The organism is Weizmannia sp. FSL W8-1119 (assembly GCF_038008605.1).
In the GTDB taxonomy this organism is placed as follows: domain Bacteria; phylum Bacillota; class Bacilli; order Bacillales; family Bacillaceae_C; genus Weizmannia; species Weizmannia coagulans.
In genome coordinates this window covers 2,873,029-2,898,639 of sequence record NZ_JBBOZL010000001.1, presented here as the reverse complement: position 1 = coordinate 2,898,639, position 25,611 = coordinate 2,873,029, and the positions used below count along the sequence as shown (strand labels likewise).

The 25,611-nt window shown below is 43.3% G+C and carries 25 protein-coding genes and 4 pseudogenes; 18 read left to right on the top strand and 11 right to left on the bottom strand.

The features are described from left to right. Positions 1-259 precede the first annotated feature (259 nt). The gene (gene guaA / locus NSQ19_RS14105) at positions 260-1,813 is read left to right on the top strand and encodes a glutamine-hydrolyzing GMP synthase (protein ID WP_340703068.1); all 1,554 of its coding nucleotides are present in this window, start codon (positions 260-262) and stop codon (positions 1,811-1,813) included. Positions 1,814-1,937: 124 nt separating this feature from the next. Here guaA and NSQ19_RS14100 read toward each other — a convergent pair whose 3' ends face one another. The 3 genes from NSQ19_RS14100 to NSQ19_RS14090 are packed head-to-tail and all read right to left on the bottom strand — an operon-like array spanning position 1,938 to position 2,591. Continuing rightward, a complete protein-coding gene (locus tag NSQ19_RS14100; protein WP_019720784.1) occupies positions 1,938-2,135 on the bottom strand; it encodes a DUF4177 domain-containing protein in 198 nt (65 codons plus the stop codon). Positions 2,136-2,164: 29 nt separating this feature from the next. Beyond that, the gene (locus tag NSQ19_RS14095; RefSeq protein WP_014096839.1) at positions 2,165-2,368 is read right to left on the bottom strand and encodes a hypothetical protein; all 204 of its coding nucleotides are present in this window, start codon (positions 2,366-2,368) and stop codon (positions 2,165-2,167) included. Further along, a complete protein-coding gene (locus NSQ19_RS14090) occupies positions 2,352-2,591 on the bottom strand; it encodes a helix-turn-helix transcriptional regulator (RefSeq protein ID WP_017550688.1) in 240 nt (79 codons plus the stop codon). Before NSQ19_RS14090 ends, NSQ19_RS14095 begins: the two co-directional genes overlap by 17 nt. Positions 2,592-3,256: 665 nt before the next feature. Here NSQ19_RS14090 and NSQ19_RS14085 point away from each other — a divergent pair. The 3 genes and pseudogenes from NSQ19_RS14085 to NSQ19_RS14075 all read left to right on the top strand — a co-directional run. Beyond that, the gene (locus NSQ19_RS14085; RefSeq protein WP_340703192.1) at positions 3,257-4,456 is read left to right on the top strand and encodes a DHA2 family efflux MFS transporter permease subunit; all 1,200 of its coding nucleotides are present in this window, start codon (positions 3,257-3,259) and stop codon (positions 4,454-4,456) included. A gap of 171 nt (positions 4,457-4,627) precedes the next feature. Next, the gene (locus tag NSQ19_RS14080; protein WP_013858128.1) at positions 4,628-5,938 is read left to right on the top strand and encodes a transposase family protein; all 1,311 of its coding nucleotides are present in this window, start codon (positions 4,628-4,630) and stop codon (positions 5,936-5,938) included. Between the two features lie 435 nt (positions 5,939-6,373). Next, positions 6,374-6,680 (top strand): annotated as a pseudogene (locus NSQ19_RS14075) (transposase); the annotation flags it as partial. 194 nt (positions 6,681-6,874) lie between these two features. Here NSQ19_RS14075 and NSQ19_RS14070 read toward each other — a convergent pair. Further along, positions 6,875-7,435, bottom strand: a complete 561-nt coding sequence (locus tag NSQ19_RS14070) for a hypothetical protein (RefSeq protein ID WP_013860643.1) — start codon at positions 7,433-7,435, stop codon at positions 6,875-6,877. 230 nt (positions 7,436-7,665) lie between these two features. On the opposite strand from NSQ19_RS14070, the gene NSQ19_RS14065 reads away from it, so the two are divergent. The 4 genes from NSQ19_RS14065 to NSQ19_RS14050 all read left to right on the top strand — a co-directional run bounded on the left by NSQ19_RS14065 (position 7,666) and on the right by NSQ19_RS14050 (position 10,854). After that, positions 7,666-8,739 carry a FecCD family ABC transporter permease gene (locus NSQ19_RS14065; RefSeq protein WP_014096843.1) on the top strand — a complete coding sequence of 358 codons (1,074 nt, stop codon included), beginning with the start codon at positions 7,666-7,668 and terminating at the stop codon, positions 8,737-8,739. A 65-nt stretch (positions 8,740-8,804) separates the two neighbouring features. Further along, a complete protein-coding gene (locus NSQ19_RS14060) occupies positions 8,805-9,506 on the top strand; it encodes an ABC transporter ATP-binding protein (RefSeq protein ID WP_445684505.1) in 702 nt (233 codons plus the stop codon). Positions 9,507-9,521: 15 nt separating this feature from the next. Next, complete coding sequence (locus NSQ19_RS14055; RefSeq protein ID WP_014096845.1) at positions 9,522-10,529, top strand: ABC transporter substrate-binding protein; 1,008 nt, start codon at positions 9,522-9,524, stop codon at positions 10,527-10,529. Positions 10,530-10,662: 133 nt separating this feature from the next. Next, a complete protein-coding gene (locus NSQ19_RS14050) occupies positions 10,663-10,854 on the top strand; it encodes a YbxH family protein (protein ID WP_340703066.1) in 192 nt (63 codons plus the stop codon). 64 nt (positions 10,855-10,918) lie between these two features. On the opposite strand, the gene NSQ19_RS14045 is transcribed toward NSQ19_RS14050, so the two are convergent. Continuing rightward, on the bottom strand, positions 10,919-11,134 hold the full coding sequence (locus tag NSQ19_RS14045) for a DNA-binding protein (protein WP_013860637.1): 216 nt from the start codon (positions 11,132-11,134) through the stop codon (positions 10,919-10,921). A 229-nt stretch (positions 11,135-11,363) separates the two neighbouring features. Between NSQ19_RS14045 and NSQ19_RS14040 the strand changes: the two genes are divergently transcribed. Next, on the top strand, positions 11,364-12,263 hold the full coding sequence (locus tag NSQ19_RS14040; RefSeq protein WP_013860636.1) for an SDR family oxidoreductase: 900 nt from the start codon (positions 11,364-11,366) through the stop codon (positions 12,261-12,263). 93 nt (positions 12,264-12,356) lie between these two features. On the opposite strand, the gene NSQ19_RS14035 is transcribed toward NSQ19_RS14040, so the two are convergent. Then, complete coding sequence (locus NSQ19_RS14035; RefSeq protein WP_234969540.1) at positions 12,357-13,508, bottom strand: AGE family epimerase/isomerase; 1,152 nt, start codon at positions 13,506-13,508, stop codon at positions 12,357-12,359. A 315-nt stretch (positions 13,509-13,823) separates the two neighbouring features. On the opposite strand from NSQ19_RS14035, the gene NSQ19_RS14030 reads away from it, so the two are divergent. The 5 genes and pseudogenes from NSQ19_RS14030 (at position 13,824) to NSQ19_RS14010 (ending at position 16,919) form a co-directional block, all read left to right on the top strand. Then, positions 13,824-14,885, top strand: a complete 1,062-nt coding sequence (locus NSQ19_RS14030; RefSeq protein ID WP_046721781.1) for a YeeE/YedE family protein — start codon at positions 13,824-13,826, stop codon at positions 14,883-14,885. Between the two features lie 13 nt (positions 14,886-14,898). Continuing rightward, entirely contained in the window at positions 14,899-15,123 is a 225-nt protein-coding gene (locus NSQ19_RS14025) for a sulfurtransferase TusA family protein (RefSeq protein ID WP_014096852.1), read from the top strand. 395 nt (positions 15,124-15,518) lie between these two features. Beyond that, positions 15,519-16,037, top strand: coding sequence for a folate family ECF transporter S component (locus NSQ19_RS14020; RefSeq protein ID WP_013860631.1), 519 nt, complete (start codon positions 15,519-15,521; stop codon positions 16,035-16,037). A gap of 194 nt (positions 16,038-16,231) precedes the next feature. Then, positions 16,232-16,480: pseudogene (locus tag NSQ19_RS14015) on the top strand (NAD(P)-dependent oxidoreductase); the annotation flags it as partial. Continuing rightward, complete coding sequence (locus NSQ19_RS14010; RefSeq protein WP_340703065.1) at positions 16,461-16,919, top strand: hypothetical protein; 459 nt, start codon at positions 16,461-16,463, stop codon at positions 16,917-16,919. The pseudogene NSQ19_RS14015 and the gene NSQ19_RS14010, both read left to right, overlap by 20 nt. Before the next feature lie 218 nt (positions 16,920-17,137). Here the strand turns inward: NSQ19_RS14010 and NSQ19_RS14005 are convergent, their stop codons facing one another. Next, positions 17,138-17,278 (bottom strand): ribbon-helix-helix protein, CopG family, encoded by a 141-nt coding sequence (locus NSQ19_RS14005; RefSeq protein ID WP_003352379.1) that lies wholly within the window; start codon positions 17,276-17,278, stop codon positions 17,138-17,140. A gap of 87 nt (positions 17,279-17,365) precedes the next feature. On the opposite strand from NSQ19_RS14005, the gene NSQ19_RS14000 reads away from it, so the two are divergent. Together NSQ19_RS14000 and NSQ19_RS13995 are read left to right on the top strand one after the other, a co-directional pair. Beyond that, on the top strand, positions 17,366-18,484 hold the full coding sequence (locus tag NSQ19_RS14000) for an RNA-guided endonuclease InsQ/TnpB family protein (RefSeq protein ID WP_014096213.1): 1,119 nt from the start codon (positions 17,366-17,368) through the stop codon (positions 18,482-18,484). A gap of 176 nt (positions 18,485-18,660) precedes the next feature. Further along, a complete protein-coding gene (locus NSQ19_RS13995) occupies positions 18,661-20,349 on the top strand; it encodes a hypothetical protein (RefSeq protein WP_340703064.1) in 1,689 nt (562 codons plus the stop codon). A gap of 193 nt (positions 20,350-20,542) precedes the next feature. Here the strand turns inward: NSQ19_RS13995 and NSQ19_RS13990 are convergent, their stop codons facing one another. Together NSQ19_RS13990 and NSQ19_RS13985 are read right to left on the bottom strand one after the other, a co-directional pair. Continuing rightward, on the bottom strand, positions 20,543-21,481 hold the full coding sequence (locus NSQ19_RS13990; protein ID WP_340703063.1) for an endonuclease I family protein: 939 nt from the start codon (positions 21,479-21,481) through the stop codon (positions 20,543-20,545). Positions 21,482-21,519: 38 nt separating this feature from the next. After that, positions 21,520-23,001: a DASS family sodium-coupled anion symporter gene (locus NSQ19_RS13985; protein WP_340703062.1), complete on the bottom strand. Its 1,482-nt coding sequence runs from the start codon at positions 22,999-23,001 to the stop codon at positions 21,520-21,522. A gap of 346 nt (positions 23,002-23,347) precedes the next feature. Between NSQ19_RS13985 and NSQ19_RS13980 the strand changes: the two genes are divergently transcribed. Both NSQ19_RS13980 and NSQ19_RS13975 read left to right on the top strand, forming a co-directional pair. Next, positions 23,348-23,503: a hypothetical protein gene (locus NSQ19_RS13980; RefSeq protein WP_013860619.1), complete on the top strand. Its 156-nt coding sequence runs from the start codon at positions 23,348-23,350 to the stop codon at positions 23,501-23,503. Beyond that, positions 23,472-23,753: pseudogene (locus tag NSQ19_RS13975) on the top strand (ISLre2 family transposase); the annotation flags it as partial. The gene NSQ19_RS13980 and the pseudogene NSQ19_RS13975, both read left to right, overlap by 32 nt. A gap of 240 nt (positions 23,754-23,993) precedes the next feature. Here the strand turns inward: NSQ19_RS13975 and NSQ19_RS13970 are convergent. Both NSQ19_RS13970 and NSQ19_RS13965 read right to left on the bottom strand, forming a co-directional pair. Then, positions 23,994-24,077: pseudogene (locus NSQ19_RS13970) on the bottom strand (DNA-binding response regulator); the annotation flags it as partial. A gap of 320 nt (positions 24,078-24,397) precedes the next feature. Further along, a protein-coding gene (locus NSQ19_RS13965) for an IS3 family transposase (RefSeq protein WP_445684486.1) occupies positions 24,398-25,560 on the bottom strand; the annotation gives its coding sequence in 2 pieces (ribosomal slippage) (positions 24,398-25,317 and positions 25,317-25,560; 1,164 coding nt in all). Positions 25,561-25,611: the final 51 nt, after the last annotated feature.

Sequence of the window (25,611 nt, the reverse complement as noted above, 5' to 3'; positions counted from 1 at the left end):
CCAAAAGCGGTTCCAAGTGCAGGAACCCGGCAAAATTTTTGGCCGCGAGTGAAAGCAGCCGGCTTCCAGGCGAAGGAAGCAAAATTTCTGTGAAAAGTGAATATAGAGGGCTTCCAGATGAAGGAAGCGGGAAAATTCCGCCGGGAAGGGAGCACAGGGACCCGGCTGAGGAGTCTCACCTATTTAAAAAAATCAGGCCGGAATCCTGCTTGAAAGATCAGGTTCCGTTTTTTGGATAAAAGTACATGGGGGAAATTCAATGGCAAAAGCATTCGATGTGAAAGATATAGAAAAAATTGTGGTTTTGGATTTTGGCAGCCAATATAACCAGCTGATTACGCGCCGGATCCGCGAATTTGGCGTATTCAGCGAACTCCATCCGCACACTTTGACAGCGGCAGAGATCAAGGCCATGAACCCGAAAGGCATTATTTTCTCGGGCGGCCCGAACAGCGTCTATGATGAAAATGCCTTCCATGTTGACGAAGAAATTTTCAACCTTGGCGTGCCGATTTTGGGCATCTGCTACGGCATGCAGCTTATGGCAAAAAAATATGGCGGCAAAGTTGAACCCGCCAGTCAGCGTGAATACGGAAAAGCAACGATTCATGTCGAAAACGGGGGCCGGTTATTTGACGGGCTTCCGGAAGATCAGGTGGTTTGGATGAGCCACGGGGATCTTGTGACGGAAGTACCGGCCGGATTTACGGTAGATGCAAGCAGTGACCACTGCCCGATTTCTGCAATGAGCAACACGGACAAACATTTGTATGCCGTCCAGTTCCATCCGGAAGTACGCCATTCTGTTTACGGCAATGAACTTTTACGCAATTTTGCTTTTAAAATTTGCGGCTGCAGCGGAACGTGGTCAATGGAAAACTACATCGAAATGGAAATTGAAAAAATCCGGCAAACGGTAGGGAACAAGAAAGTGCTGTGCGCCTTAAGCGGCGGGGTTGACTCTTCCGTTGTCGCGGTATTGATCCATAAAGCGATCGGCGACCAGCTCACGTGTATTTTTGTGGACCACGGTCTTTTGCGTAAAGGCGAAGCAGAGAGTGTGATGAAAACTTTCTCAGAAGGCTTTAATATGAACGTCATTAAAGTCGACGCGAAAGAACGGTTCCTGAAAAAATTGAAAGGTGTTTCCGACCCGGAACAAAAGCGGAAAATCATCGGAAATGAATTTATTTATGTCTTTGATGATGAAGCGGCAAAACTCGAAGGGATTGATTTTCTTGCCCAGGGAACGTTGTATACCGATGTCATCGAAAGCGGGACAACGACTGCCCAGACAATCAAGTCGCACCACAATGTCGGCGGTCTGCCGGAAGACATGCAGTTTACGTTAATTGAACCGCTGAATACATTATTTAAAGACGAAGTGCGCGCAGTCGGCACTGAACTCGGCATTCCGGACGAAATTGTCTGGCGCCAGCCGTTCCCGGGCCCGGGTCTCGGCATCCGCGTGCTGGGCGAGATTACGGAAGAAAAACTCGAGATGGTGCGCGAATCTGACTATATTTTGCGTGAAGAAATCAAAAAGGCCGGTCTGGATCGCGACATTTGGCAATACTTTACGGTGCTGCCGAATATCCGCAGCGTCGGCGTTATGGGTGATGCCCGCACATACGATTATACGATCGGCATCCGCGCCGTCACGTCCATCGACGGCATGACTTCCGACTGGGCGCGCATCCCGTGGGAAGTACTTGAAAAAATTTCAACTCGCATCGTGAACGAAGTCCCGCACGTCAACCGCGTCGTGTACGATATTACAAGCAAACCGCCCGCTACGATTGAGTGGGAGTAGGAACAGGAAAACGGCGATCCTAGGAATATTAAGGGATCGCTGTTTTTTTTCTATGTCAGCTCAATTAAATAGCGATAGCATTCTTTTAACTTGATTTCACCACCAGTTATTTCACTATACTTTTTCAGTTGGGGTTTTCAATATATTTCTCCAAAATTAATTCAAAATGGTCTGCTGCCCCAAACCCGGAAATAGGAGGGGCAAATATTTGAACCAACCTCCAACCTTCCGATGCATTTTCCTCTATAATTTGTCTGTAGTCGACTTCCGGTTGTCCTTTCCACCGATTGATTTTTATCTTAACAAATTTATAACGGTACATTATTCCTCCTAAAATTTATAAAAAATGATTTATTTTGTTTTTCGAAGCAAATATACTTGTACTCCCGCATAAATGGCACAACCAATCATAAGAATTGGAAATTCTATTCCAGTGCTTTTGGTTTTAAACCAATCCACAAGGGACCATATGAGTAAAACCAAAGTATAGTAGCTAAATGCTAGTCTTGCTGCTTTTCCGGAATGATCCTTTTCCATTTCATCCATTTTTCTCATTTTCATCTTTCCTTTTAATAGTTTTATTTATCCAATCAAAAATAAACAATTCATCTATCCTTACTTCTAAAATTTGTGAGATGAGTACCGCTAAACGAAGAGAAGGGTCATATTTGCTATTCTCAATAGCATTTATGGTTTGTCGTGTGACATTACATTTTTTTGCCAACTCTTCCTGTGACATCTGCTTCTTTTTCCTGTATTTTTTAATGTTATTTTGCATATAATCACCAATTAGTGTAAAAAATTTTTTACATCTGTGCTGGCATTATTGTATCCCCTTACAAACAAAATGTCAAATATTTTTTACACAATAATTTCTAAAGCATCTTAATTTACATTTTATTAAATATTATTTATTTTTCGGATATGAAAATATAATATAGAGATTGCTAGGGGGATTGGTGGCCATACAGTAATAAAAATGAAGGGAGGGATACAGATGCAATTATTGTTGAAAGGTCAACTTCTTAAATCATAAAGTTCAAAGGCAGTTATGGTTTTAGTTGCCGCTACAGCTGTTACTTTAGCCATTCTAATTTTTAAAAGATGGATGTAATTGAAATTCTGCATCGTGCAGAGATGATTGCACCGAGATGGGTTGTAAACGTAATTAATGCTACTGGTTCTGTATTAGCCATTGTTACTCTGCTGAGAGGATGGTCTGCCCATTGCAGTTCTTGAACAATTAATAGATTTGAGGTGAAAAAATGCTTGATATTCAAAAATGGAAGGGAAATCCCTGGTTAGTGTTGACGATTCTTTCGTTTGGTTTTTTTATGACTCAATTGGATTTACAAATTGTTAACATTGCGATTCCGAATTTAATGGAAACATTACATGCATCCATTAATGAGGCGCTATGGGTTCTAAATATATACCATATTGGTGCTTGCCGTTTTTTTAATTACGGCCGGCCGTTTTGGCGATCTATTTGGTATACGACAATTGTTTTCAATTGGAATTGTCCTTTTTACCATCTCTAGTTTGTTATGCGGACTTTCCACAAGCCCTTTGGAACTCATTGTATTTAGGGCTATAGAAGGACTTGGTGCAGCTCTGCTTTTACCGCAGACAATGACATTTATTATACGATTATTTCCTTCCGAGCGTCGTGGAACGGCCCTTGGAATATGGGGAATGGTAGGTGGAGTTGCTGCTGTTGCAGGTCCGAGTTTAGGCGGATTCATAGTCAGTGTGTTAGGCTGGCGCTGGATTTTTTATATAAATGTTCCAATCGGAGTATTGATCTTTATATTCACTTATCTATTTGTCCCGGAAATCCGAAATTTAGCAAAACAACAGCTTGACTTGATGGGGGTTCTCTTGGTTTCTTTATCGTGTTTATTTTTAACCTATGGATTAATTGAAGGCCAACACTTTAAATGGTCCATGTACATTGTCGGCATTCTTATTATTTCCGTAGTTATCTTTATCATATTCTATGTTCAACAAAAATTGCGTCATAAGCGGGATCCGTTAATTCCATTTGCTTTGTTTGAAGATCGTAATTACACGTTAATGAATGTGGTAGGAGTCTTTTTTTCTATTGGCGTCCTTGGGTTAATGCTGCTTCTCTCGATATATTTTCAGTCCATTTTGGGATATGATGCATTTAGGGCGGGACTTACGTTAGTTCCTGCATCACTTATTTCCATGTGTGTATCTCCATTTGCCGGAAAATTTTCAAATAAAATAGGTGGGAAATACCTTGTGCTTGCAGGATTAGCGCTGACCCTGATCGGGATGATATGGGTTATTTTTATCATGAATGGCCATAACTATTGGGTGCAATTTATGTTGTCGATGGTGATTACTGGGTTTGGAAACGGGTTATTAATTTCACCGACGGCAGCAGTTGCCGTGAAAGAAGTGAAGGATGAAGTTGCAGGTGCAGCATCCGGGGTGATGAATACTGTCCGCCAATTGGGAACAGTTGGAGGCAGTGCGGCTGTTGGGGCTTTATTACAAAATAGAATTTCTGCCATGAATCATGGTTCGGAATTTGAATCGGTCTTTGATATTTCAACAAAATTTGGCGGCCATTTAAGTGGTTATTCAGCTCTGAGGAGTAAAAATTTTTCGTGATAATTTAACTATTCCCCCCCAAAAATGCGGCTAAATATGTAATAATTTAAATAATTAGAGCTTGCTGGACGAATATTTTGGCATGGCTTAGTGACAAGTCGAATACAAGCTAAAATTTGATTCGTTCAGCAAGCCCTAATTAAACTTGGCTGTTTTGAGGGGGTTTTTATTTTGGTTACTAGAAAAGAAAAAAGAAATCGTGAAAAAGAAGCAAATTATTTTTTCGAGTTCCTTAAAATTCAGAAGCATTTTTTCAAAGACCTGATGAATAACCTAAAAAAGGTAGCAGACCACCGACATCAAAGCTATATCACTTATGGTCCAGAGGTCCTTTTATTTACGATGATGTTGAAAAATATGACCGGCCTAAAATCCATGAGAAACATGAGTGAGAGTTTTAATAAAGAAGAATGTATTAAAAATGTAGGGAAGGTGTTAGGCTTAGATTCTCTTGAAGAACTTCCACATTATGATACAATTAACGACTTTTTATCTGGCTTAGATGTAAATGAATTAGAAAAAATTAGAACGTATATGATTAAAGAATTATTGAAAAAAAGGTCTCTCGAGTCTTATCGAATTGAAGGAAAGTACTGGGGTGTCATCATTGATGGAACTGGATTACACACCTTTCATGAGAAACATTGTAAACACTGCCTGAGACGGGCATATACAAATAAAGAAACAGGAGAAACGAACGTACTTTATATGCACCATGTACTTGAAGCCAAGCTTGTCGTGGGGGATATGGTCTTCAGTATTGCCTCCGAATTTATCGAAAATGAATCAGAAAATGTTTCTAAGCAAGATTGTGAATTAAAAGCCTTCGACAGGCTGGCAAAGAAAATAAAAAAAATATTTAAAAGACTACCGATTTGTATCTTGGGAGATAGTCTCTATGCATGTGAAACGGTATTTAATCTGTGCAGGGCGCACAAATGGAAATATATATGCAGATTTAAGGAAGGGAGAATTAAAAGTATCTCGACGGAGTTTAAGGCAATAAAAGAGCTGGAACAAAGTAAGGATCAGAATTCATTAGTTTGGGTGAATGATATTGCCTACAAAGACAGAACGGTCAATCTGATGGAGGCCACAATGAAAACAGAGGATGGGAAATCGAAAGAGTATGTATTTATAACGGATATTAAAATCACGAAAAAGAACGTGGAACGACTCATCGCTGCAGGAAGAAGCCGCTGGAAGATTGAAAATCAAGGATTTAACGAACAAAAAAATAATCGTTACAATATAGAACATGCCAATAGCCAAAACTACACAGCCATGAAAAATCATTATTTATTAGTTCAAATAACAGATATTATTAGACAGCTGTTTGAAAAAGGTTCGTCAATCTTAAAAGCACTCAAAAAAACGGCAAAAGAAAAATCCTCAAATCTGTTGGAATCGTTTCGGACACGTATTTTAACAGACGAGGATTTCACCCATTTAAGTAAGCCAATACAAGTAAGGTTTACTTAATGGTTATATTATAGCAAAGGATGTGATGTAAAAAAAGGTTTTTTGAAGTTATCCACAATTTTAAAAAAGAAATTTGCAAATTCGGCTCTTTTTGACTTTGAAAGCAGAAAAAATAGATGGAAAAATTTTCTAAATGTGGATAAGTCATTTTATCATAAAACATCTAAAAATTGATGAATTTACTCTTCAGAACTGGTGGTTATTTAACAGCATTGCGTGAAAGTTTATTATTGCCGATGGCTGCTATTGCTTTGGCTTGTATAGCATGCGCTTTTGTACGAAAGAATGCAAAGCGACTTTCAACCAACGAAATAAAATAAATTTTCTTTATATTTAATTATGCTATGTATAGGTGAACCTCCCAGTGTGAGATGTTAATCCTAAAACTATTTTAACCCACTGAGGGTGCGGTTCACCTGTTTTTGTTTCTTTGGGGGGCCAAAGTTGGGGCGTCCATACAAAACGGAAGAAAAAACTTAGAACGTGTTGCAGGACAGGATACCTCTGAACGTAGCGCCGCTGAAGGAAGATTTTTGCGAAGGTAAGCACAGGTGCGGGTTAAGCCTTATTCGAACATGCTTTCAGGAGACCAGTGAAACAGTAGTAGCCCTTCAGTTTCTCAAAATGAATCTGGAGGGAAACCTCAGGGATATTTTTGAAATATTTGCACTTTACTATTTTATATTTTAAAACTGGGCTTGTATCTGATTCGTTCAGCAAGCTCCAATTATTTATTTTTTGATCCGGTCTTAAAAAAAACAACATAGATTAATAACAATAGAAAGAACAAAGCTTGAATGATTTTTGTTACAATATGTATTTCAGGATTGAAATTTAAATCAAAAAGGATATTGGCAATAACATATACTCCTGTTATGATTATCAATGATTTTAAGAACCACTCCATAGAATACCCACTCCTATATCCTTATTCTCTCAAAGTAATAAGGTTACCAATGCTCTTGCAGCTGTTCCAGCTAACCAACTAGGTACACCCATATTTTTTAATTGAGTTGTTAGTGCATTCGTTATTGTGCCCTCAAAGTCTACCACAATATTAAGGGTCTTCATTACAAATTCGTAACTTAAATATTTTTTCAGGGTACTTTTCGAGCCTTTTGAAATAGGCAGTTTATTAACATAATTCCTTACAGTTCTATCCCATGAGATTCTACCAATTTTTTTGAGTTTTTTTATCATGGACTTTGCCGCTACTTTAGCTGCTTTCGATTTCACGCCAAATGTTGTAACAACATGGTTTTCAGTGTCTTCTCCAGATAAACTTGATTGAATCCCATTTACAATGTCTGTCTCAGCAATTCCATGAGCTTGCAATTCATTTTGTAACTTTAATAAGTTTTGAGTTTCAGTATTTGTTAAATGAACATTTTCTTGCTGATTAGATACTTCTGCTGCTTTTATATGAGTTGTAAAAGGAACAGACACACTAAACAAAATAGAACTCGCAACTGTGACATGAATAATTTGCTTTTTCATTATATCCCCTACCTATTTAGTTTTATTGCTTCATAACACAGTTTATTATATCTCAGGTTTACGGGTATTTCATTAAGTATTGCATTTAATGTTGCAATTTAGGCACCTAAAAAGTTTTATGAATACACAAAAATCTGCTTGACGTTTACAAGGAAGCATTTATAATGATAAATGGATGTATAAATGATAATGATTTTCATTATCATTAGAAGCAAAAAGGAGGTGTTTTTTTGAAAGGGACGAGCAACGGTGTAATCGGGAAAATTTATTATCCTGTTATCTTTCTCCTTATCTGTATGATTGCGTTTTCCGCCATTTATTCGGTTTCAATTGGAACGGTCCACATACCAATTGAAAAATCAATGAATGTTTTGCTGCACGTCCTGACAAATGGCAAAATGGGGCACATTAAAGGGATGGAAAACTCCTCCTATTTTAATATCATTTATCAAATCAGAATGCCCAGAGTTATTTTTGCTTTATTGATTGGGATGGGCCTTTCTTTGTGCGGGATTGTGATGCAAGCAGTTGTGCAAAACCCGCTCGCTGATCCATATATTATCGGGATTTCTTCAGGAGGAACGCTTGGTGCGACCATTGTCATTTTGATCGGGTTTGGAAGCAATGCCTTGTTTGGCACATTTAGCATTGCATTTGGCGCTTTTATGGGTGCGATGGCAACATCCGTAGCAGTATTGCTTTTGTCAAGTGTTGGCGGAAAAGCAACATCTGTAAAACTGGTATTGTCAGGCGTCGTTGTCGGAGCATTGTGCAGTTCTTTTTCCAGCCTTGTGATTTACTTTGCCAACAATGCAGAAGGGATTAAAGACGTTACGTTCTGGACAATGGGAAGCCTTGCATCGGCGAGCTGGGAAAAGGTGCCGGTTTTGTCTGTTGTGGTCCTGATCGGCTCTTTGATTTTTCTTTTTCAGCACCGTGTGTTAAATACGATGCTACTCGGTGATGAGTCTGCCGTCACATTGGGCATTCATTTAAGTTTATTCCGCAAGCTCTACATGGTGGTCACAGCATTGATAACGGGTACGATGGTTGCTTATGCCGGCACAATCGGATTTGTTGGTCTGATCATTCCGCATATTTGCCGGGGTATTTTCGGCGCAGATCACAAACAGCTGCTTCCGGCAACAATCCTTTCAGGGGGGCTCTTTTTAATATGGGCGGACATTTTGTCCCGAATTCTAATCCAAAATGTAGAATTGCCCATCGGCATCATTACATCAGTGATCGGCTCCCCACTCTTTATCTATATGATTGTGAAAAAAGGCTATCAATTTGGAGGTTGAGGGAAGTGGAATTAACGGCGGAAAAGCTGCAAGTAAAAAGAGGCAGGAAAGAGATCATCAAAAACATGTCCGTGTTTGTCAAAGATAAACAGTTTGTCGGTTTAGTAGGCCCGAATGGATGCGGGAAGTCAACTTTGCTCAAAAGTATCTATAAAAGTCTTGTGCCGCAAAATGGGAGCGTTTTTTTAGATGACCTTAATGTACTGAAAAGCTCGGCAAAAAAAGTTTCAAGGCATTTAGGCGTAGTAGGGCAGTTCAATGAAATGAATTTTGATTTAACAGTCGAGCAAATGGTGCTGTTGGGGCGGACACCGCACAAGAAGTTACTGGAATCGGACCAGCCGGACGATTACAAAATTGTTGAAGAGGCATTAAGGAAAACGCAATTGCTTGAATATAAAACACGCAGCTATTTGTCATTATCAGGCGGGGAAAAGCAACGGGTGATTCTTGCCCGTGCCATAGCCCAACAGCCGGACTTAATGATTCTCGATGAACCGACCAACCATTTGGATATTCGCCATCAAATCGAAATTCTTTCCTGTGTCAAGCAGTTTGGCATTAGTGTGCTGGCGGCTCTCCATGATTTGGATCTGGCTGTCGCCTATTGCGATTATTTATATGCCGTGAAAGGCGGAGAAGTATATGCACATGGAAAACCGGAAGAAGTGCTGACCTCGGAATTAATTGAGGAATTGTATGAAATCAAATGTCAAACTTATGTGAATCCTGTGACCAAGCGGCTTGGATTTGCATACGAACTTTAAGGAGGATGGACAGACATGAAAAAAGGAATCTTTGCCGGTTGCCTCATCGCACTGCTTGTCCTTGCGGGTTGCGGGAACAGGGAAACGACCGGGTCGGAAAAAAATATGAAAAGCAAGTCGAATTATCCGCTGACGATTCATAACTATACAAAAGCAGAGGGCGGCACTACATATAAGAAAAAGGATCAGGTATTCAAGGAAGCCCCGAAACGGGTGATGGTTACGACAAGAACGGCGGCGGAACTGCTCCTTCATCTTGGCCTGAAAGATAAGATTGTCGGGGTAGGCGGGAATTTTGGCGCCCCGGACAAATCGGTTGAAAAAGACTATGCTTCATTAAAGATACTCAGTAATTCGTATGTCGGAAAAGAAGCGGCGCTTGGGACAAACCCGGACTTAATTGTCAGTCGCGGCGGCTTATTCGATAATGCCGACTGGGGTGTCGGAACGGTTGATTCTCTGAATGATATGGGGATTCATACCTATATTCTTGAATCATCCATTCCGGGCGGGACCTATGACTCAATATATAAAGATATTGACAATCTCGGAAAAATTTTTAATGTCCAGGAAAAAGCAAAACTATTTTCCAACAAATTAAAGGCGCGCCAGAAGAAGATTACATCGGAACTGTCAGGCATTCAAGAAACGAAGACATTCGCCTATTTACACATGTCCGATCCGAAAGAAATCAACATCTACTCTGCTTATAATGAAACTTTTTTCAATAATGCTTTTGGCATGTTAAAACTCAAAAACATATTTCAAAATGTGCGGGGGACTGTTAGTGTAGAGCAATTAGTAAAAGCCAATCCCGATGTATTGATTGTACTGAATTGGGAAAACAATGCCGATAAGGTCAAAAAGGCTCTTTATGAAAATCCCAAATTATCGAGTATGAAAGCAATCAAAAATAAGCAAGTTTACGCGATGGATTATAATGAGCTTTTCGGCTACAGCTACAACACACTCGATGGAATAGAACAACTGGCAAAGGAAATGTACCCTGATCAATTTAAATAGGTTTTTCTCCGTAACCCAAAGTTGGGAAACAAGGGAAGAACATTAGCCCATATGATTACGATGCATGCATTTTGTAATTTCCAGCATCCTATAGGTAAAACCAAAAATGATGGTGGAAAGGAAACGATATAGGATGGGTGCAATCAAGCATAATGGATATACCTTCGAACCGGAGTTCAGTGTGGTCAGCCAAACCGGCGCCATTCACGTTTATCATGGAGAAAAATTCAATGAAGAAATCCGATTCGAATTTAATGGAGACTATCCCCGGCATGATCTAATAGAAGAATTGGTAAATCACTACCTGTATGAAAAACATCTTTAGTTAGCAAAATGAAACCCAATTTGCCTGATTCCATACAGGCAAATTGGGTTTTTCAGGCATCACGCTAATCTTCCAGGATCAGATGCACGTTCAATTCTTGCATTTTTGTGATGATTTCTCTTTGCGTCAATTGTCCGGGGTTAAATTCAATTTTGATCTCTCCGTCATTTGTATCAGACAATACGCGCTCAATCCCGTCCATCTTTTTCAATTCATGTTCGATCAACTGAATTTGGGATGGATCGGTTGCATTTTTGGCGTAAACGGTCATATTTTCCATAATATTCCTCCTTCAATAAGGTGCCATTATGATTGATTATACCCTTTAAAAGAATTTTTTAGCTGCCCATTAAGAAATATAACCGTGCTATATCCCCCACACGGCCATGTTTGCCCAGCTCCCGCATACCGGCGGATCGGGGCCATCCATTCTGCCGTTCCGAGCATAGAGCATTAACGTTATTTTTTCGCCTGAATACATTAAGGAAAATGGATAAAGAGGTGTAATCATGGATTCAAAATCTTCTTATTATGGATCAGAAATCAAGTGTGAAGAAGTCTCGAACACATTTCCGCCCCAGCACCAGACGAGGCATCCGGGATTTGAATATTTGATGATTCCCCGTCCTGTTTATGACAATCCCCATTATATTGGAACAGGAAAACTGAACAACAAGGTTGCGATCATTAGTGGGGGTGACAGCGGAATTGGCAGGGCTGTGGCAGTGGCTTTTGCAAAAGAAGGAGCAGATATTGTTATTGCCTATTTTGATGAACATGAAGACGCCAGGGAAACGAAGCAGGCAATTGAACATTTGGGGCAGCGTTGCCTTTTGATTCCGGGGGATTTGCGCAACAAAAGCCACTGCCGGTATGTCATTGCCTGCACCCTTGAAACGTTCGGGAAAATCGATGTCCTTGTCAATAACTTAGCGGTTCAATTTGTTCAAAACCGGTTTTTGGATATTAGCGACGAACAGTGGCATACGACGTTTGATACAAATTTTCATCCGTTTTTTTACATGACAAAGGCTGCGCTTCCTTATATGGCTGAAGGGAGCAGCATTATTAATACGGCATCGATTAATGCCTATATCGGCCGGAAAGATTTGATTGATTATACAGCTACGAAAGGGGCAATCGTCAGCTTTACGCGCGCGCTTGCCAATAACATCGTTGACCAGGGGATCAGGGTGAATGCTGTTGCCCCGGGCCCAATCTGGACACCGCTGATTCCTGCGAGTTTTCCTCCTGATATGGTCAAAACGTTTGGAAATAACGTACCAATGAAACGCGCAGGCCAGCCTTATGAACTGGCGCCTGTCTATGTGTTGCTTGCTTCAAGCGACGGTTCTTATATCACAGGCCAAACTATTCATGTGAACGGCGGCGGCTTTGTCGCTTCATAGCCGGGGCTTGCTTTTGTCAAAACTGCGGCCAAATGGGTTAACGTCCGTTTTGCCGTGCCGCAGCATTTTTAAATGCAGCACCAGTGCCCAACCTTATTCGGCAGGCCCGGATGGGGAAAAAGATGTTAATGCGATAAGGCAATTCGTTACAGGATGGTAATCTGTTTTGGGCGGCGGGCTTTTTATATTGCTGTAACGGCGGTTGCACGGACTCAGCAGCTGGTACCAGCCGCCTCTTTGCTGGTCGACAAAATAAGTCCAGCAATAGGCAAACAGATCACGATACAGGTGCAAGGGATTGCAGCCAGATGCGGCCAGCAGGGATGATGCGCCGATCGCTTCAGCCATGACCCAATAGTATTTATCACAATCGATTATACGCCCGCTTGGAGCCATGCTGAAAAAAATGCCTCCATTTTTCCAGTCCAAGCCCAGGCCGAGGGCGGACTGGAATAAGGATTGCGCCGCTGGTTTCCGCCAATTGCCGGGAGCAAGCCGTTCCAACAACAGCAGCAGCTTGCTCCATTCAATCGAATGGCCGAAAATAAAGCCATAAGGCCGAAGCTCACTTTTCGTAATGCCGTAATTGTACGTCCAATCGATTGTCCAATCTTCATGATAGTGCTCCCAAATCAGTCCTCCTGATTGGGGAAGTAGACGAAACATGACCGACTCGGCAATGCGTTCTGCTCTTTCAAGATATCGCTTGTTGCCGGTTGCTTCATATGCTGTCATCATCGCTTCGCACAGATGCATATTGGCATTCTGTCCGCGGTAAGGGGATACTTCTGACCAGTCGGCCGAGATTTCATCAACATACAGCCCCTCATTTTCCCTCCAAAAATGGCGTTCCAATACTTCAAATGTATCCGCAATCATGGGAACAGCAGACGATATGCCTGCTTTTGCCGCCATCGCCGCGGCTAACAAAACAAAGGCATGGCCATATGCTCTTTTCACTGAATGGGATACAGACCAGCCTTTCAATTCCCAATAATACCCGCCGTGTTTGTGGTCGCGCTGGCGGTCCTGCAAGAACGAAATACCGTGTTCCGCCAGTTGCCGGTACGCTTGGCCGGGCTCCAGCAACGCCGCCGCACTGAAAATAAACACAAACCTTGCCTGGCCTACAAGTTGTTTCGTTTCATAATCGCATACTGTGCCGTCATCCAGAAAGCAGTTGATATATCCGCCGGACACTTTGTCTATACAGCGCGGTGCATAAAAGTTCACGGTATCCAGAATATGCTATTTCAGAAAACGGGCTGATGTAAAATCCGGCCATGATCGCTCCATCTTCGCATCACTCCTTTAAAAGGTACTTTATGATCCGCTTCCGGCAAATATGAGAGCAGCAAACGGGGATTTGCTTTCGCGTCCAATGCCGGAACCCGCAAAATAGGAGCTGTACTTTGAGGGGGCTTTTTGTAAACGCCGCAAAAGCAAACAGGGGCTGGGAAAATTTGTGCTGCCTTTTTTTGGTGTGTAACACTTGAAAATGGGGCGGAATATTACTATAATTAATCCCATAAATTTAGTGAGGATTAAAGGGGGAGTTTTATGCTTTTAACAGGGTTAATTTGCGGGGCATTGCTCGGCTTTGTGATGCAAAGGGGCAGGTTTTGCCTGACGGGCGGCTTCCGTGATATGTATATTGCAAAAGACAATCGCATGTTTTATGCGCTGTTAATTGCGATCGCCGTTCAAAGCATCGGAGTTTACGCACTTATTCAGCTTGGCATGATCAAATATGCTGCAGGCACATTCCCGTGGGTTGCTGCTATCATTGGTTCATATATTTTCGGGATAGGGATTGTCATGGCCGGCGGCTGCGCAACCGGGACATGGTACCGTGCCGGCGAAGGGCTTTTGGGCAGCTGGATCGCGCTCTTTGGCTACATGGTCATGAGTGCCGTGATGAAATCCGGCGTGCTTTTACCGGTAACCACTTCCCTTCAGTCCGTACAGCTTCCGAAAAACGCGATTGCAGATACACTGGGGATTAACATTTGGATCATTATCGCAGTCTTTTCCCTGATTGTACTGACCATTTTAATCAGGGAAATGCGGAAGCCGAAAGTGGCGGTTCCGGCGATGAAGGCAAAACGCAAAGGGCTTGCGCATCTTTTGTTTGAAAAACGCTGGCACCCGTTTTTTACAGCAGTACTTATCGGACTTATTGCGATTTTAGCGTGGCCTTTAAGTGAAGCAACCGGAAGAATGGATGGCCTCGGGATTACAACGCCGACTGCCAATCTTCTTCAGTTCCTTGTAACGGGTGACCAAACATTTGTAAACTGGGGCGTTTTTCTCGTGCTTGGCATTTTTCTCGGTTCTTTTATCGCCGCAAAAGCGAGCCGCGAATTTCGTTTTAGAATGCCGGATGCAAAAACGGGTATCCGCAGTTTCTTTGGCGGCATTTTGATGGGATTCGGCGCCAGTGTCGCAGGCGGCTGTTCGATCGGCAACGGCCTCGTCAAAACGGCAATGATGACATGGCAGGGCTGGTTTGCACTACTGTTTATGATATTTGGCGCATGGACGGCTTCCTATTTCATGTTTGTCCGCCCGCAAACAAAGCGCCAAAAAACCGCGGCGAAAACGGCCGTCACCACTGCATAAGGAGGAATGTAAGATGGAAAAAGTATTGGAAGTCATGGGCCAGGTTTGCCCATTCCCGTTAATCGAAGCAAAGAAAGCCATTGAAGAAATTCAGCCGGGAGATGACCTTGTCATCCACTTTGACTGCACGCAAGCAACGGAAAGCATCCCGCGCTGGGCAGCTGAAGCAGGCCACACTGTCACAAACTTTGAACAGCTTGATGAAGCAGCATGGACGATTACAGTCCGGAAAAAATAGATCGTGATTTTAAAAACAGGCTGTCCCGCGGGGCAGCCTGTTTTTAATGGGGGATATCCCCCGGTCAGCCAGGATTTTTTCCGTGCTGTTTTGTGCGGATGTAGCAGTTAAGCTTATATTTTGGCTGCACAATCGAGTAAGTGAAAAAAAGAAAGGCACGCCTTCATCTAGATGTACACTACACACTACGAAATGAACATCCGGAGAGAGGCCTTCCCGTGGATGTTATATCCAAAATTGCCGGATTGTGAAAGAATACAATGAATCTTAGTACCTGCATTGACAATATCCCGTCTGCGCCGGATAATAAAACTATATTATTATTATGAATTTGGTGTAAATTGGTATGATTTTTTTGCTGCACAAGGGGATTTGCACCATAGGGGGATTGCGAAATGCATGCTAAAAAAATCGTTTTAATCGGCCTGTTTATCGCATTAGAAGTCATTTCAACAAGATTTTTGTCCATCCAGACGCCAATCATACGAATCGGATTCACTTTTATTCCCACGGCATTGTCTGCTGTCCTATTGGGGCCGGTGTTGGCCGGCGTGACAGCCGGATTGGCGGATATAATGGGGATGATGCTGTTTCCGGCAGGGAGCGCTTATTTCCCTGGTTTCACACTCTCTGCGTTTCTGTCGGGCGCCATTTACGGCGTATTTTTGTACCACAGGCCCGTTGGATTTTGGAGAGTTTGCCTTGCAGTATTGGCCATTACCATCGTGGTTAACCTTGGATTAGATACACTATGGCTGTGGATGCTCACTGGAAAGGGAATACTTGGCTTATTGCCTGTACGGCTTATTAAATCTGCCATGATGTTTCCGATTCAGATCATGATGATCTACGCCGTATGGAAATCGCTTGCGGTCAGTTTGAAACATGCCTTTTCTTTCGGAAGAGCAAATTAGACGTCCATGCCGCTTTTTCGGCACCAGCAGAAGGATGAAAATCAGCCGGCGCATATTTTCACGATAGACGCCCATGCCGCCATGATGTGGCACGAGCGGAAGAATGGACGTTCAACCATTACAAATCACTGTCTTGTAATGTTAATCATTACATGTATGTAATAAAGTTGATTATATCACAGGAGGAATGCCAGATGAAGATTGGAATTGTTGGCGCCAGCGGGAAAGCCGGCAGCCTTATTCTCAAAGAAGCGGTTGGCAGGGGCCATGAAGTGACGGCAATTGTCCGGGATGCAGCGAAAATTCAAGATAAACAGGTTGATGTAGTGGAAAAAAATATTTTCGATATCAAATCCGAAGATCTTCAAAAATATGATGTTGTCGTCAATGCATTTGGTGCTGCCCCAGGAAAGGAACACCAGCATGTGGAAGCTGGCCGGGCTTGCAGCAAGTAAAGCATACATGGCAAGGAACAATAAAACTTCCGATTTTGGCGCAGGGATGATGTTTGTGGCACTGGCAGCCTGGATATTGATCCTTGCCTCGGAATTAACCATTCTCCCGATTCTCGGCAACAAAGGCACAGATGTCAAAGTGTGGGAAGCGGTTTTTTCCTTCGGGCTTTTGTCCGGCTATTTCGGTTTTGCCTGCAGCTGGATCGGCATTTTTTGCTACGGCATGGCGATGAAACAGTCCGGCGGCACTTTTCCGAAATGGTTTTCTGCTTCTGCCCGGTGGTCCGGCCTGCTCGCCTTTTTTGGCATTATCATCACGTGCCTGCATTTTGATTTTGGCTATTTCGTGATTCCGGTTACGGCAGGCCCGTCCTTTTTATGGACGGTTTGGCTGGCCATTTTACTGCTGTCGGGCCGCATGCATTGAGTAACGGGACCTGCATGATGATCCATTGTGCGGCCAGAAGCTAGAGGGGCTTAAAACTGGAGATTGACAAAAACCGTTTCAAAAGTCCTCCCCCGCATGCCATCCATCTTCTATTTTAACGGCTTTCCGAAAGAAGTCTCCCATCCTCAAGGAATGTAAAGGTGCGAATCGCACCAATGAGTAGGTGGGAGATGAATTTCGGTTGGCTTTAGCCAAAGTTATTTTTCCAATCCTTTTCTCAACAATTCTAAGATTGCGGCTGTTCTAGTTGGAATCCCATTTTCTTTTTGATATTGCTCCAATTTTTCTAATATCGTCTTAGGCATACGAATTTCTACACGTTCTTTCTCTTCTCTCATGATTATCACCTCATATTGATTGTACGGATTTTTTACGATATAATCAATATATACGAAATTTTTCCGCACAAAGTGAGGTGAATGGATATGGCCAAGCAAAACAAAGCTTTCAAGTTTCGTTTGTTACCAAACAAAGAACAATCCGCATTATTAGCTAAGACATTTGGTTGTGTTCGCTTTGTCTACAATAAGATGTTAGCTGAACGCAAAGAAACGTATGAAAAGTTCAAGGATGATAAAGAATTGCTTAAAAAGCAAAAGTTTCCGACTCCTGCAAAATATAAAAGTGAATTTCCATTCCTAAAAGAAGTGGATTCTTTAGCTTTGGCAAATGCACAAATGAACTTACAGACTGCTTATAAGAATTTCTTTGAAGGAAATGCGGATTTTCCAAAGTTCAAAAATCGTAAAGCAAAACAATCCTATACAACTAATATGGTCAACGGAAATATTAAGCTAGAAAATGGTCATATCAAACTGCCAAAAATCAAAAAGCCAATAAAAATGAAACAGCATAGAGAGATACCTGCTGATTATAAAATCAAATCTTGCACTATTTCTAAAACAAAGACAGGCAAATACTACATTTCAATTTTGACAGAATATGAGAAAGATATTCGTCCAGTTAACATACAGAAAGTTGTTGGTTTGGATTTTGCTATGGATGGTCTATATGTCGAGAGTGAACAGGGTAAGAAAGCCAATTACCCACGTTACTATCGGCAAGCCTTAGATAAATTAGCAAAAGCACAACGAATTCTTTCTCGAAGAAAGAAAGGTTCTGCACGTTGGAACAAGCAACGACTAGTAGTGGCTAAGTTACATGAGAAAGTGGCGAACCAACGCATGAATTTTCTTCATCATAAGTCAAAAGAATTAGCTTCTAACTTTGATGCTGTCGTGATTGAGGACTTGAACATGAAAGGGATGTCTCAAGCCCTTCACTTTGGGAAAAGCGTTCACGACAACGGTTGGGGGATGTTCACTACTTTCTTAGCGTATAAGCTAAAAGAACAGGGGAAACAACTTGTGAAAATTGATAAGTGGTTTCCCTCCACTAAGAAGTGTTCATGTTGCGGCAAGGAAAAAGAAATGCCATTATCTGAACGTGTATATAAATGTTCTTGCGGCTTTGTATTAGATCGCGATCACAATTCAGCAATCAATATCAAAAATGAGGGATTACGCTTATTAGCGTTATCATAAGTAACAAAACTCTTGGAACAAGAGGGTTAGCTCGGTCAGTTTTCGTTGGCTAGTAAAAGCAACGATAAGTCGAGAAGCCCCCACTTCAATCAAACCGTAAGGTTGATAAGTGGTGGGTAGTTCACTGAAACTTCTTTTCCAGTTTTTCGTATAGATGATCAGAAAGGGTGGTTGATGTGGGGTTACTCATCATTTTTACGGCCATTTTTGCGATGGTTGCCGCGGTGCTGGTATTTCCTTTTTCAGATAAAAAATTGAAACACGCCGGCGAGCCGCAAAATGGAGAAAAACTGAAGACATTTTTATCTTTATTCCTGTTAGTGTGGGTGCTTTCTGCTGTTTTTTTCTACGTGACGAAAAGGGATATGAACCCATCGGTTTTCTGGCCGGCACTGTTTTTTGCTTCTCTTGCCGGTGCTTTTCTCGCCAGTGGAAAAGAACAGTTCGCAAAGGGGCTCGTTTTGCTCGTTTCCTTGGGCATCGCCGGGTATATGCTGACAGCGCCGCTTTGGAATGCCGGGGAAAAATATCACACAGCGAAAATGGCGCAAAAAACGGAAATTGAGCCGTTTGATGAGCGGGAAACACCGGCGAGCGTGCCGCCGAAGTTTGCGCGCAATAAAATGAAAAAATCTTTCGGCCAGGTTCCGAATGCAAGTTATTACCAGTTGGGAAACCTGCAAATCCAGAAAGTGAACGGCAAGTACGTTTATATTGCGCCGGTGGAGTTTTCCGGATTTTTTAAATGGCTGAAAGGAGGGGAAACACCCGGGTATTTTGTGATGAGTGCAACAGATGCGGCTGACAATCCAAAATTTGTGAAGCAAAATATGCGCTATACGCCTTCTTCTTTCTTCCAGAAGAATCTGTCCCGACACATTCGCCTCCATTATCCGAAAAAAATTTTTTACGGCGAGCCGCAAGTGGAAGTGGATGATCACGGCAAAGCGTATTACATTCGGACTTACGGCCATTTTATATCGGCAAGGAACGGGTTTAAGGCGGAAGGCATTGTACTTGTTGATCCGGAGTCAGGGGACATGAAGTCCTATTCTTTAAAACAGGCGCCTGCTTTTATTGACGGTGCTGTTTCTCCGGAAGCCGTCAGCCTGCAGAACAGTTATTTCGGCAAATTTGTCCACGGTTACTGGAACACGCTGTTCGGCAAGCGGGATGTGAAGCTCCCGACGGATGAAGGAACGGAAGCAAATGTCAGCCCGATTTTTAATGATAAGGGGACGATGTATTATTTTACCGATTTTACGAGCCCGAAAAAAGATGTGGACTCGATGCTCGGCTATTCGCTCACAAATGCGCGGACCGGGAAGGCCACATATTATACAGGCAATTTGCAGGAATCGTATATGGATTCGCAAGGCAATTTGCAAATTGTCGAGAAAAAATTTATCGAGAAGAAATGGAAAGGCTCGATGCCGATTTTGTACAATTTTTACGGCGAAGCCAGCTGGCTGACGCCTGTGCTCGATTCCAACGGTTTTCTGCAGACGTATTTTATCGTTTCCGCGGCCAATCCGGAAATCTCGGTGAATGCTTCGACACCCGATGCTGCGCTTAAGTTGTATAAAATTGCCCTCCGGCACGGCGGCAGCAGTGTTGACGGCTCATCGGGTTCGGAAACGAAAACCGTTTCCGGCAAGGTGCTCCGTGTTTATAAAGAGAAAACGGGCGATTATACCAATGTCTCCTTCCTGCTTGCTAGCGGACAAAACTTTACCGTCAGCTCGGATACCGTCCCAATGGCCATTTATTTGAAAGAAGGAGACCAGGTGAAGGTGACTTACCTCAGTACCGGCGAAACCTTTTTACCGGTGAAGGCAATGGAGATAAAGGGGATTGGAAAGTAAAAGCAGAACAGGGGCCGGGAAACCCCTGTTCTTTTTAGGCGTAAATGAGCCGCGCGGCCGTTCATGGCCCGGATGAAGGTTCTGATGAAAGGAAAAACGAGTCGCGCAGCCGTTCAAATGAAATACGGGCAGAGTAAAACAAGCCGCGTCCGCTTATAATCCGAATGGGCCGCGCCCGTTGCACCCGGCGTGCTCAGATCTTAACCAGGCAGCCCTCCAGCTGCTTCATCAACCCGGCGTCGTCAATAAAGGGATTGCGGTTGCCCTGAATGCGGCAGATGGCCTGGTTGCGGTGGCGCTCATATAGGCCGGCCGGGAAAACTTCGTGCCACTGCACCAAAAGCGAAAGATTAACCCGGTTTAGCTTGCTCTTTGTGACTGCTTTCGGATAGTGCAGCAAAAAATACGCAAAAGCCCGGGCGATGGTTCCCTTCCCGGATTCCGGCTCAAACTTATCCTCAGCGGCTATCCCGCAATGGTTTCGCACCGGCTCATCGGCGGATTCCGGATGGTAAAAATCAAAATCGCCGTAGGGCAGATTGGAACGCTTTGCATTACAAGACGGATAGCAGACAAACAGATGGTGCAGATCGCCCTTCATCGGATCAGCGGCATGGAACCAGGACTGGGGTACAATATGTTCGGTATTGTACTTGAAAAAAGTATCCACTGCCCTGATCTGGTGCGCTGAAATCTCGCTCTCCTGTAAAAGGGAATGGTAATGGTCGCCGCGTTTTTTCCCGATTTGGTGGTCTTCCTGGATAATGGCAAGCGGATCGCGGGCCTCCCCGGAGTAAATATTCCGCACGGAGCCATCCGGATGCAAATCCACCCACGTGTACAAATATTGGTTTTTGCTGACATGGTACGGCAGCCGGTTTTTGTGCGTTTTTTGCACGAGATCATGGTAAAGTGCAAATAACGCCGGGCCGGATGCAGGGTGCTTTCGGGCTTTCCGGTAATAACGCTGTTGCTCAAGCCGGTCTGTTTTTTCATCATAATAATGTGTGCCATCCGCCTGCATCTTTCCTTTATTCTCCGACAAAATCTTTCTGAACCGGGCAGTGCCGTATTCATACCATGCCTGGTTATTCCTGATTTTTTCCAAAATGATATCCCGGTTGCTGTCCATTAAACCATCCCCATTTGCCTTTATATCAAAGAGCCTGTTTACAGCAATCCGACCCATTTCCAGTATGTCATGCTGAACAATAAGACTAATAGATAACCGATAATAGTCAACGGCAGGCCTGATTTCAGAAAATCTTTTGCCGTAAAAGCGCCTGTCCCGTATGCAAGCATGGCTTGCGGCGAGTTGACCGGGAGCAGGAAACCGATGCTGATGACAAATTGCTGGATCAGGACAAATCCGATCCGGTTGTCACCCAGATGGATCGTGGAGGTGAGTGCAATAAAGATCGGAATCAGTGCTGAAGACAGGCTGGTCGCACTTGCAAAGCCGAGATGAATCAGGATAGTGAACAAAGCTACAAGGGCAATCGTAGCGATGAGCGGCATCGCTTCCAGACCGAGCGAGCCGAATATTTTGTTAGACAGCCACTGTGCCCCGCGGGTATCCAACAAAACCGTACCGAGCGAAATGCCGACTGCAAACACGATCACGGTTCCCCACGGAATGAGATGCTCAACTGTTTTCCAATCAAAAACCCCGATCTTTGGTGCCAGTAAAATCCCAATCGCAACAATTGTTACAGTGGTCGTATCAAAAGGATGAAGTTTTCCTTCCGTCGTCCAGAAAAGCAATAAAAGCAGGGAAATCACGATTAAACGGATCTCAGAAGCTTTTAAATGGCCGAGTTCTTTTAATTGGTTTTCGATTAAATCTTTTCCTGCCTCAAGGGCTTTTGTTTCCGGCTTGATTAAGTGGGTCATCACGAAAAACAAAAGGATGGACATGATGATTGCCCACGGAGCGGCATATAAAAACCAGGAACTCCATGTAATGTCTGTTTCAAATTCTTTTTGAATAAACCCGAGTGCGACCATATTTTGGGCGGCCGCCGTTTTGATGCCGATGTTCCAAATGGAAACTGCCTGTACGGAAGTAATCACCAGCAATGCGCCGAGTTTGCTGTTGTTCGGCAGCCCGAATGCAGCCACCATTCCGAGTAAAATCGGGACCACGGCACCGGCACGGGCAGTGGCGCTCGGGACAAAAAATGCCAATACGATGGAAACAAGGATCGCGCCAAAGACGAGGTTGCTCGTTTTCGTGCCGACACGGGACAAGATCCAGAGGGCAAGCCGTTTATGAAGATTGGTTACCTGCATGGCAGCAGCCAGAAATAAGGCAGCGGCCACAAGAGCAACGGCAGAGCTGCTGAATCCGCTGAGAGCCATGGCCAGGGCATTGCCTGTTCCCGTCATTTGTGCAGGATCCTGGATACTTGGCGCAAGCCCGATCAAGAGTGCAATTAACCCGACAATCATGGCGGCGCTGACCTGATAGGAAACGGCTTCCGTCACCCATAAAATCAGGGCGAAGGCAAGGATGGCGAGTGCACGTTGGCCGGCTACCGGCAGGCCTTTCGTATGCGGGAGAAGCGTAATCGCAATCAGAGCGGCAAAAGCAGTAGCGATCCAAACCCATTGCCATTTGGTTTTCTTCATTTGCTGGTTGGCGCCATTCATTTTGATCACTCCCTTGTGAATTCTTCCAAATATTTACCCTATATGAATTATAGCAAAGTGGCAGGAGAGAAAATGTTAAAAATTGGTGTATTTTTGCAAGCGGTTCCGTAGATTTCAGCAGGATCCATAAAATAGGAAATTTCTAAGCACTCAGGTGGATATAAAAGGAGACGGATATTTATGGGACCATTTACAGGGAGAAGATTAAAAGAAACAGGGAAGAAAACCAGCCCGGCCCGGTATGTGTAAAATTTTACTCGCAGGGGCAGATGAGTGGAAAAAATAGGAAGACACTCTATCATCTAAATGTACACCATGAAATGAACATCTAGAGAGAGGTCTTCCCATGGATATTATATCAATAATTGCTGGATTATTAAAGGATACAAAGAGTCTTATTGAATTTGAAGAACAGGTTAAAATTCTGATGCAAAAAGTTTTTACACAATGGGTTGGGGACGTATTTGAGAAGAATGAAGAAAAGGGGGATGCATTGGAGTAAAGCTGGCGCCGAAGCCATGGTAAAGGTGAAACAGGGCATGCTTAACGGGACATTGCAGGAAACCTATCTGAAACACCGTTCAAGAAGCGCGAGAAAGCAACGGAGCTTGCAACAATCCATCAGGATGTCTCAACGATTCAAGCAGCCTGTACGCCCGTCAATCGGCGTAAAGCACGGATCAGTTTCCCTGTATTCAAGCCGTTCATCGGCAATGGGGCATTTAAGCAAAATAGTAGAGCTTTCGTTTTAAGCCTGGTATGTGGGGGACTGATCGTTGATGCGCGCGAAATTTACGAGACTCCTGCGGGAAAAGCGAGCCAGGAGAGACCCCGCAGCGAGGTACGAGCGAGGAGGCTCGCCGGCCGCCCGCGGAAAGCGAGTGAATTTCGCGTGCATCAACACCCCCGTTATCAATCTATACGAAAGTGTACAAAAAGAGTGTCTTGGAATCCCGATATTTAAACCTTATCGAGAAAAACTTGACACATACCTCTTCGTATGACGATAAAATGATTTTTAACCCTTCGCGTATAAAGGAATTGTCATCGGCAATCACAATTTTAATTTTATCCATCCTTTTCCCTCCGGCCCCGCCTTTTCTTCTTTCCATTATAGCTGAATTGCACCCGGCATACATTCTGTTTTTTATCTTTCCACTTTGTTCTTTCTATTTTGCGGGTGGATTTAAGTCAATATTTTGGACACCAATAAGTGAAATTTAATTTTGATCTCATGCCATATTTTTCATGACTGCTGGTCGCTTGACATGGAGCCTCTGCGGGCGTGGTGTTATGCGAAGGGCGAAAGGGGCAATGATTTCTTTCGCATGGCAAACAAGCCTACCACGCCCCGCCACTCCATGTAAAGCGGATGCTTGTAAAATTGTGAAGAGCACTACGCTGCCCCTTTGATACTGTCTTCTGTTTCTTGTGGCGTCATATAGCCCAGGCAGCTATGAATCCGTTTCCGATTGTACCAGCCTTCTATAAATTCGAATAAGGCTCTTCTGGCAGCTTGAAAGTTCAAATAGTTGATTCTATAGATCTCTTCCTTTTTCAGAATTGCATGGAAAGACTCAATGCAGGCGTTATCGTATGGGCAACCTTTTTTACTGAAGGAGTGTTTGAACTGCTTCTTTTCCATGTATTCTGCAAATTTCTCGCTTGTATACTGGGATCCCAAATCAGAATGCAAGATCAATCCCGGACCTGGACGTTGTGCCTGATAAGCGTTTTCTACTGCCTTTAAAGCCAGTTCAGTCGTCATGTGGCGGTCAAAAGCGTAACCGACAATCTTTCTGGAATGTAAATCCATTACGGAAGCCAGGTAGCACCAACCGTCTCTCAAAGTATGAATGTACGTAATATCCGTAACCCATTTCTCGTTGATGGTTGTCGTTGAGAAGTCCTGGTTCAGCAGGTTATCGTGTTCTTCCATCTTGCCCTTATTGGAATGGGGACGGTACTTTTTTCTGATAATGGAATAAATGCCTGCAGCCTTCATCAAACGCTGAACCCGTTTCAGGCTGACTTTGAGCCCTTCTTTTTCAAGCATATGGCGGATCTTCGGCGCTCCGTACCTCTGCTTGCTTTCCGTATGGATTTTTCGTATTCTGTCTGTCAACTCCCGGTTTTCCCGTTTTGTTTTTGACTCTTTTTTTTGTTTGGATTGATAGTAGGTACTTCTCGGCACGCCAAGGACCGTACACATGGTTTTAAGGTCATAATGGTGTTTGGCTCTTATCTCGTCAATCATGGATATAACAGTGGTTTGATCTACTTCTTTGCGAATATGGCCATAGCTTTTTTTAAGATTTCGTTTTCCTCTTTCAGCCGGTGCAATTCTTTTTGCAGGTTCAGAAATTCTTCCGGGGTAAAAGAGCTCCCGTCATCCAGCTTAACCGGTTTTTGTTTTCTGATCCATTTGTAGATTGTCGTTTCAGACAGGCCATATTCGCTGCAGATCTGTTTTACTGGTGTTCCAGTTTGATAAAGCTCAACCACCATTTCCTTAAATTCAGCATGATAACTTTTACGTTTTTCGCTTGTGTTACCCATATCAGGACACATCCCTTCGTTAATATTATATTTCACTAAAGGGTGTCCATG

Excerpts from the sequence above, each read along its gene's own strand:
- guaA (WP_340703068.1), top strand. The coding sequence starts at position 260 with ATGGCAAAAGCATTCGATGTGAAAGATATAGAAAAAATTGTGGTTTTG.
- NSQ19_RS14100 (WP_019720784.1), bottom strand. The coding sequence starts at position 2,135 with ATGTACCGTTATAAATTTGTTAAGATAAAAATCAATCGGTGGAAAGGA.
- NSQ19_RS14095 (WP_014096839.1), bottom strand. The coding sequence starts at position 2,368 with ATGAGAAAAATGGATGAAATGGAAAAGGATCATTCCGGAAAAGCAGCA.
- NSQ19_RS14090 (WP_017550688.1), bottom strand. The coding sequence starts at position 2,591 with ATGCAAAATAACATTAAAAAATACAGGAAAAAGAAGCAGATGTCACAG.
- NSQ19_RS14070 (WP_013860643.1), bottom strand. The coding sequence starts at position 7,435 with ATGAAAAAGCAAATTATTCATGTCACAGTTGCGAGTTCTATTTTGTTT.
- NSQ19_RS14060 (WP_445684505.1), top strand. The coding sequence starts at position 8,805 with ATGTCCGTGTTTGTCAAAGATAAACAGTTTGTCGGTTTAGTAGGCCCG.
- NSQ19_RS14055 (WP_014096845.1), top strand. The coding sequence starts at position 9,522 with ATGAAAAAAGGAATCTTTGCCGGTTGCCTCATCGCACTGCTTGTCCTT.
- NSQ19_RS14050 (WP_340703066.1), top strand. The coding sequence starts at position 10,663 with ATGGGTGCAATCAAGCATAATGGATATACCTTCGAACCGGAGTTCAGT.
- NSQ19_RS14045 (WP_013860637.1), bottom strand. The coding sequence starts at position 11,134 with ATGGAAAATATGACCGTTTACGCCAAAAATGCAACCGATCCATCCCAA.
- NSQ19_RS14040 (WP_013860636.1), top strand. The coding sequence starts at position 11,364 with ATGGATTCAAAATCTTCTTATTATGGATCAGAAATCAAGTGTGAAGAA.
- NSQ19_RS14030 (WP_046721781.1), top strand. The coding sequence starts at position 13,824 with ATGCTTTTAACAGGGTTAATTTGCGGGGCATTGCTCGGCTTTGTGATG.
- NSQ19_RS14025 (WP_014096852.1), top strand. The coding sequence starts at position 14,899 with ATGGAAAAAGTATTGGAAGTCATGGGCCAGGTTTGCCCATTCCCGTTA.
- NSQ19_RS14020 (WP_013860631.1), top strand. The coding sequence starts at position 15,519 with ATGCATGCTAAAAAAATCGTTTTAATCGGCCTGTTTATCGCATTAGAA.
- NSQ19_RS14010 (WP_340703065.1), top strand. The coding sequence starts at position 16,461 with ATGTGGAAGCTGGCCGGGCTTGCAGCAAGTAAAGCATACATGGCAAGG.
- NSQ19_RS14005 (WP_003352379.1), bottom strand. The coding sequence starts at position 17,278 with ATGAGAGAAGAGAAAGAACGTGTAGAAATTCGTATGCCTAAGACGATA.
- NSQ19_RS14000 (WP_014096213.1), top strand. The coding sequence starts at position 17,366 with ATGGCCAAGCAAAACAAAGCTTTCAAGTTTCGTTTGTTACCAAACAAA.
- NSQ19_RS13990 (WP_340703063.1), bottom strand. The coding sequence starts at position 21,481 with ATGGACAGCAACCGGGATATCATTTTGGAAAAAATCAGGAATAACCAG.
- NSQ19_RS13985 (WP_340703062.1), bottom strand. The coding sequence starts at position 23,001 with ATGAATGGCGCCAACCAGCAAATGAAGAAAACCAAATGGCAATGGGTT.
- NSQ19_RS13980 (WP_013860619.1), top strand. The coding sequence starts at position 23,348 with ATGGATATTATATCAATAATTGCTGGATTATTAAAGGATACAAAGAGT.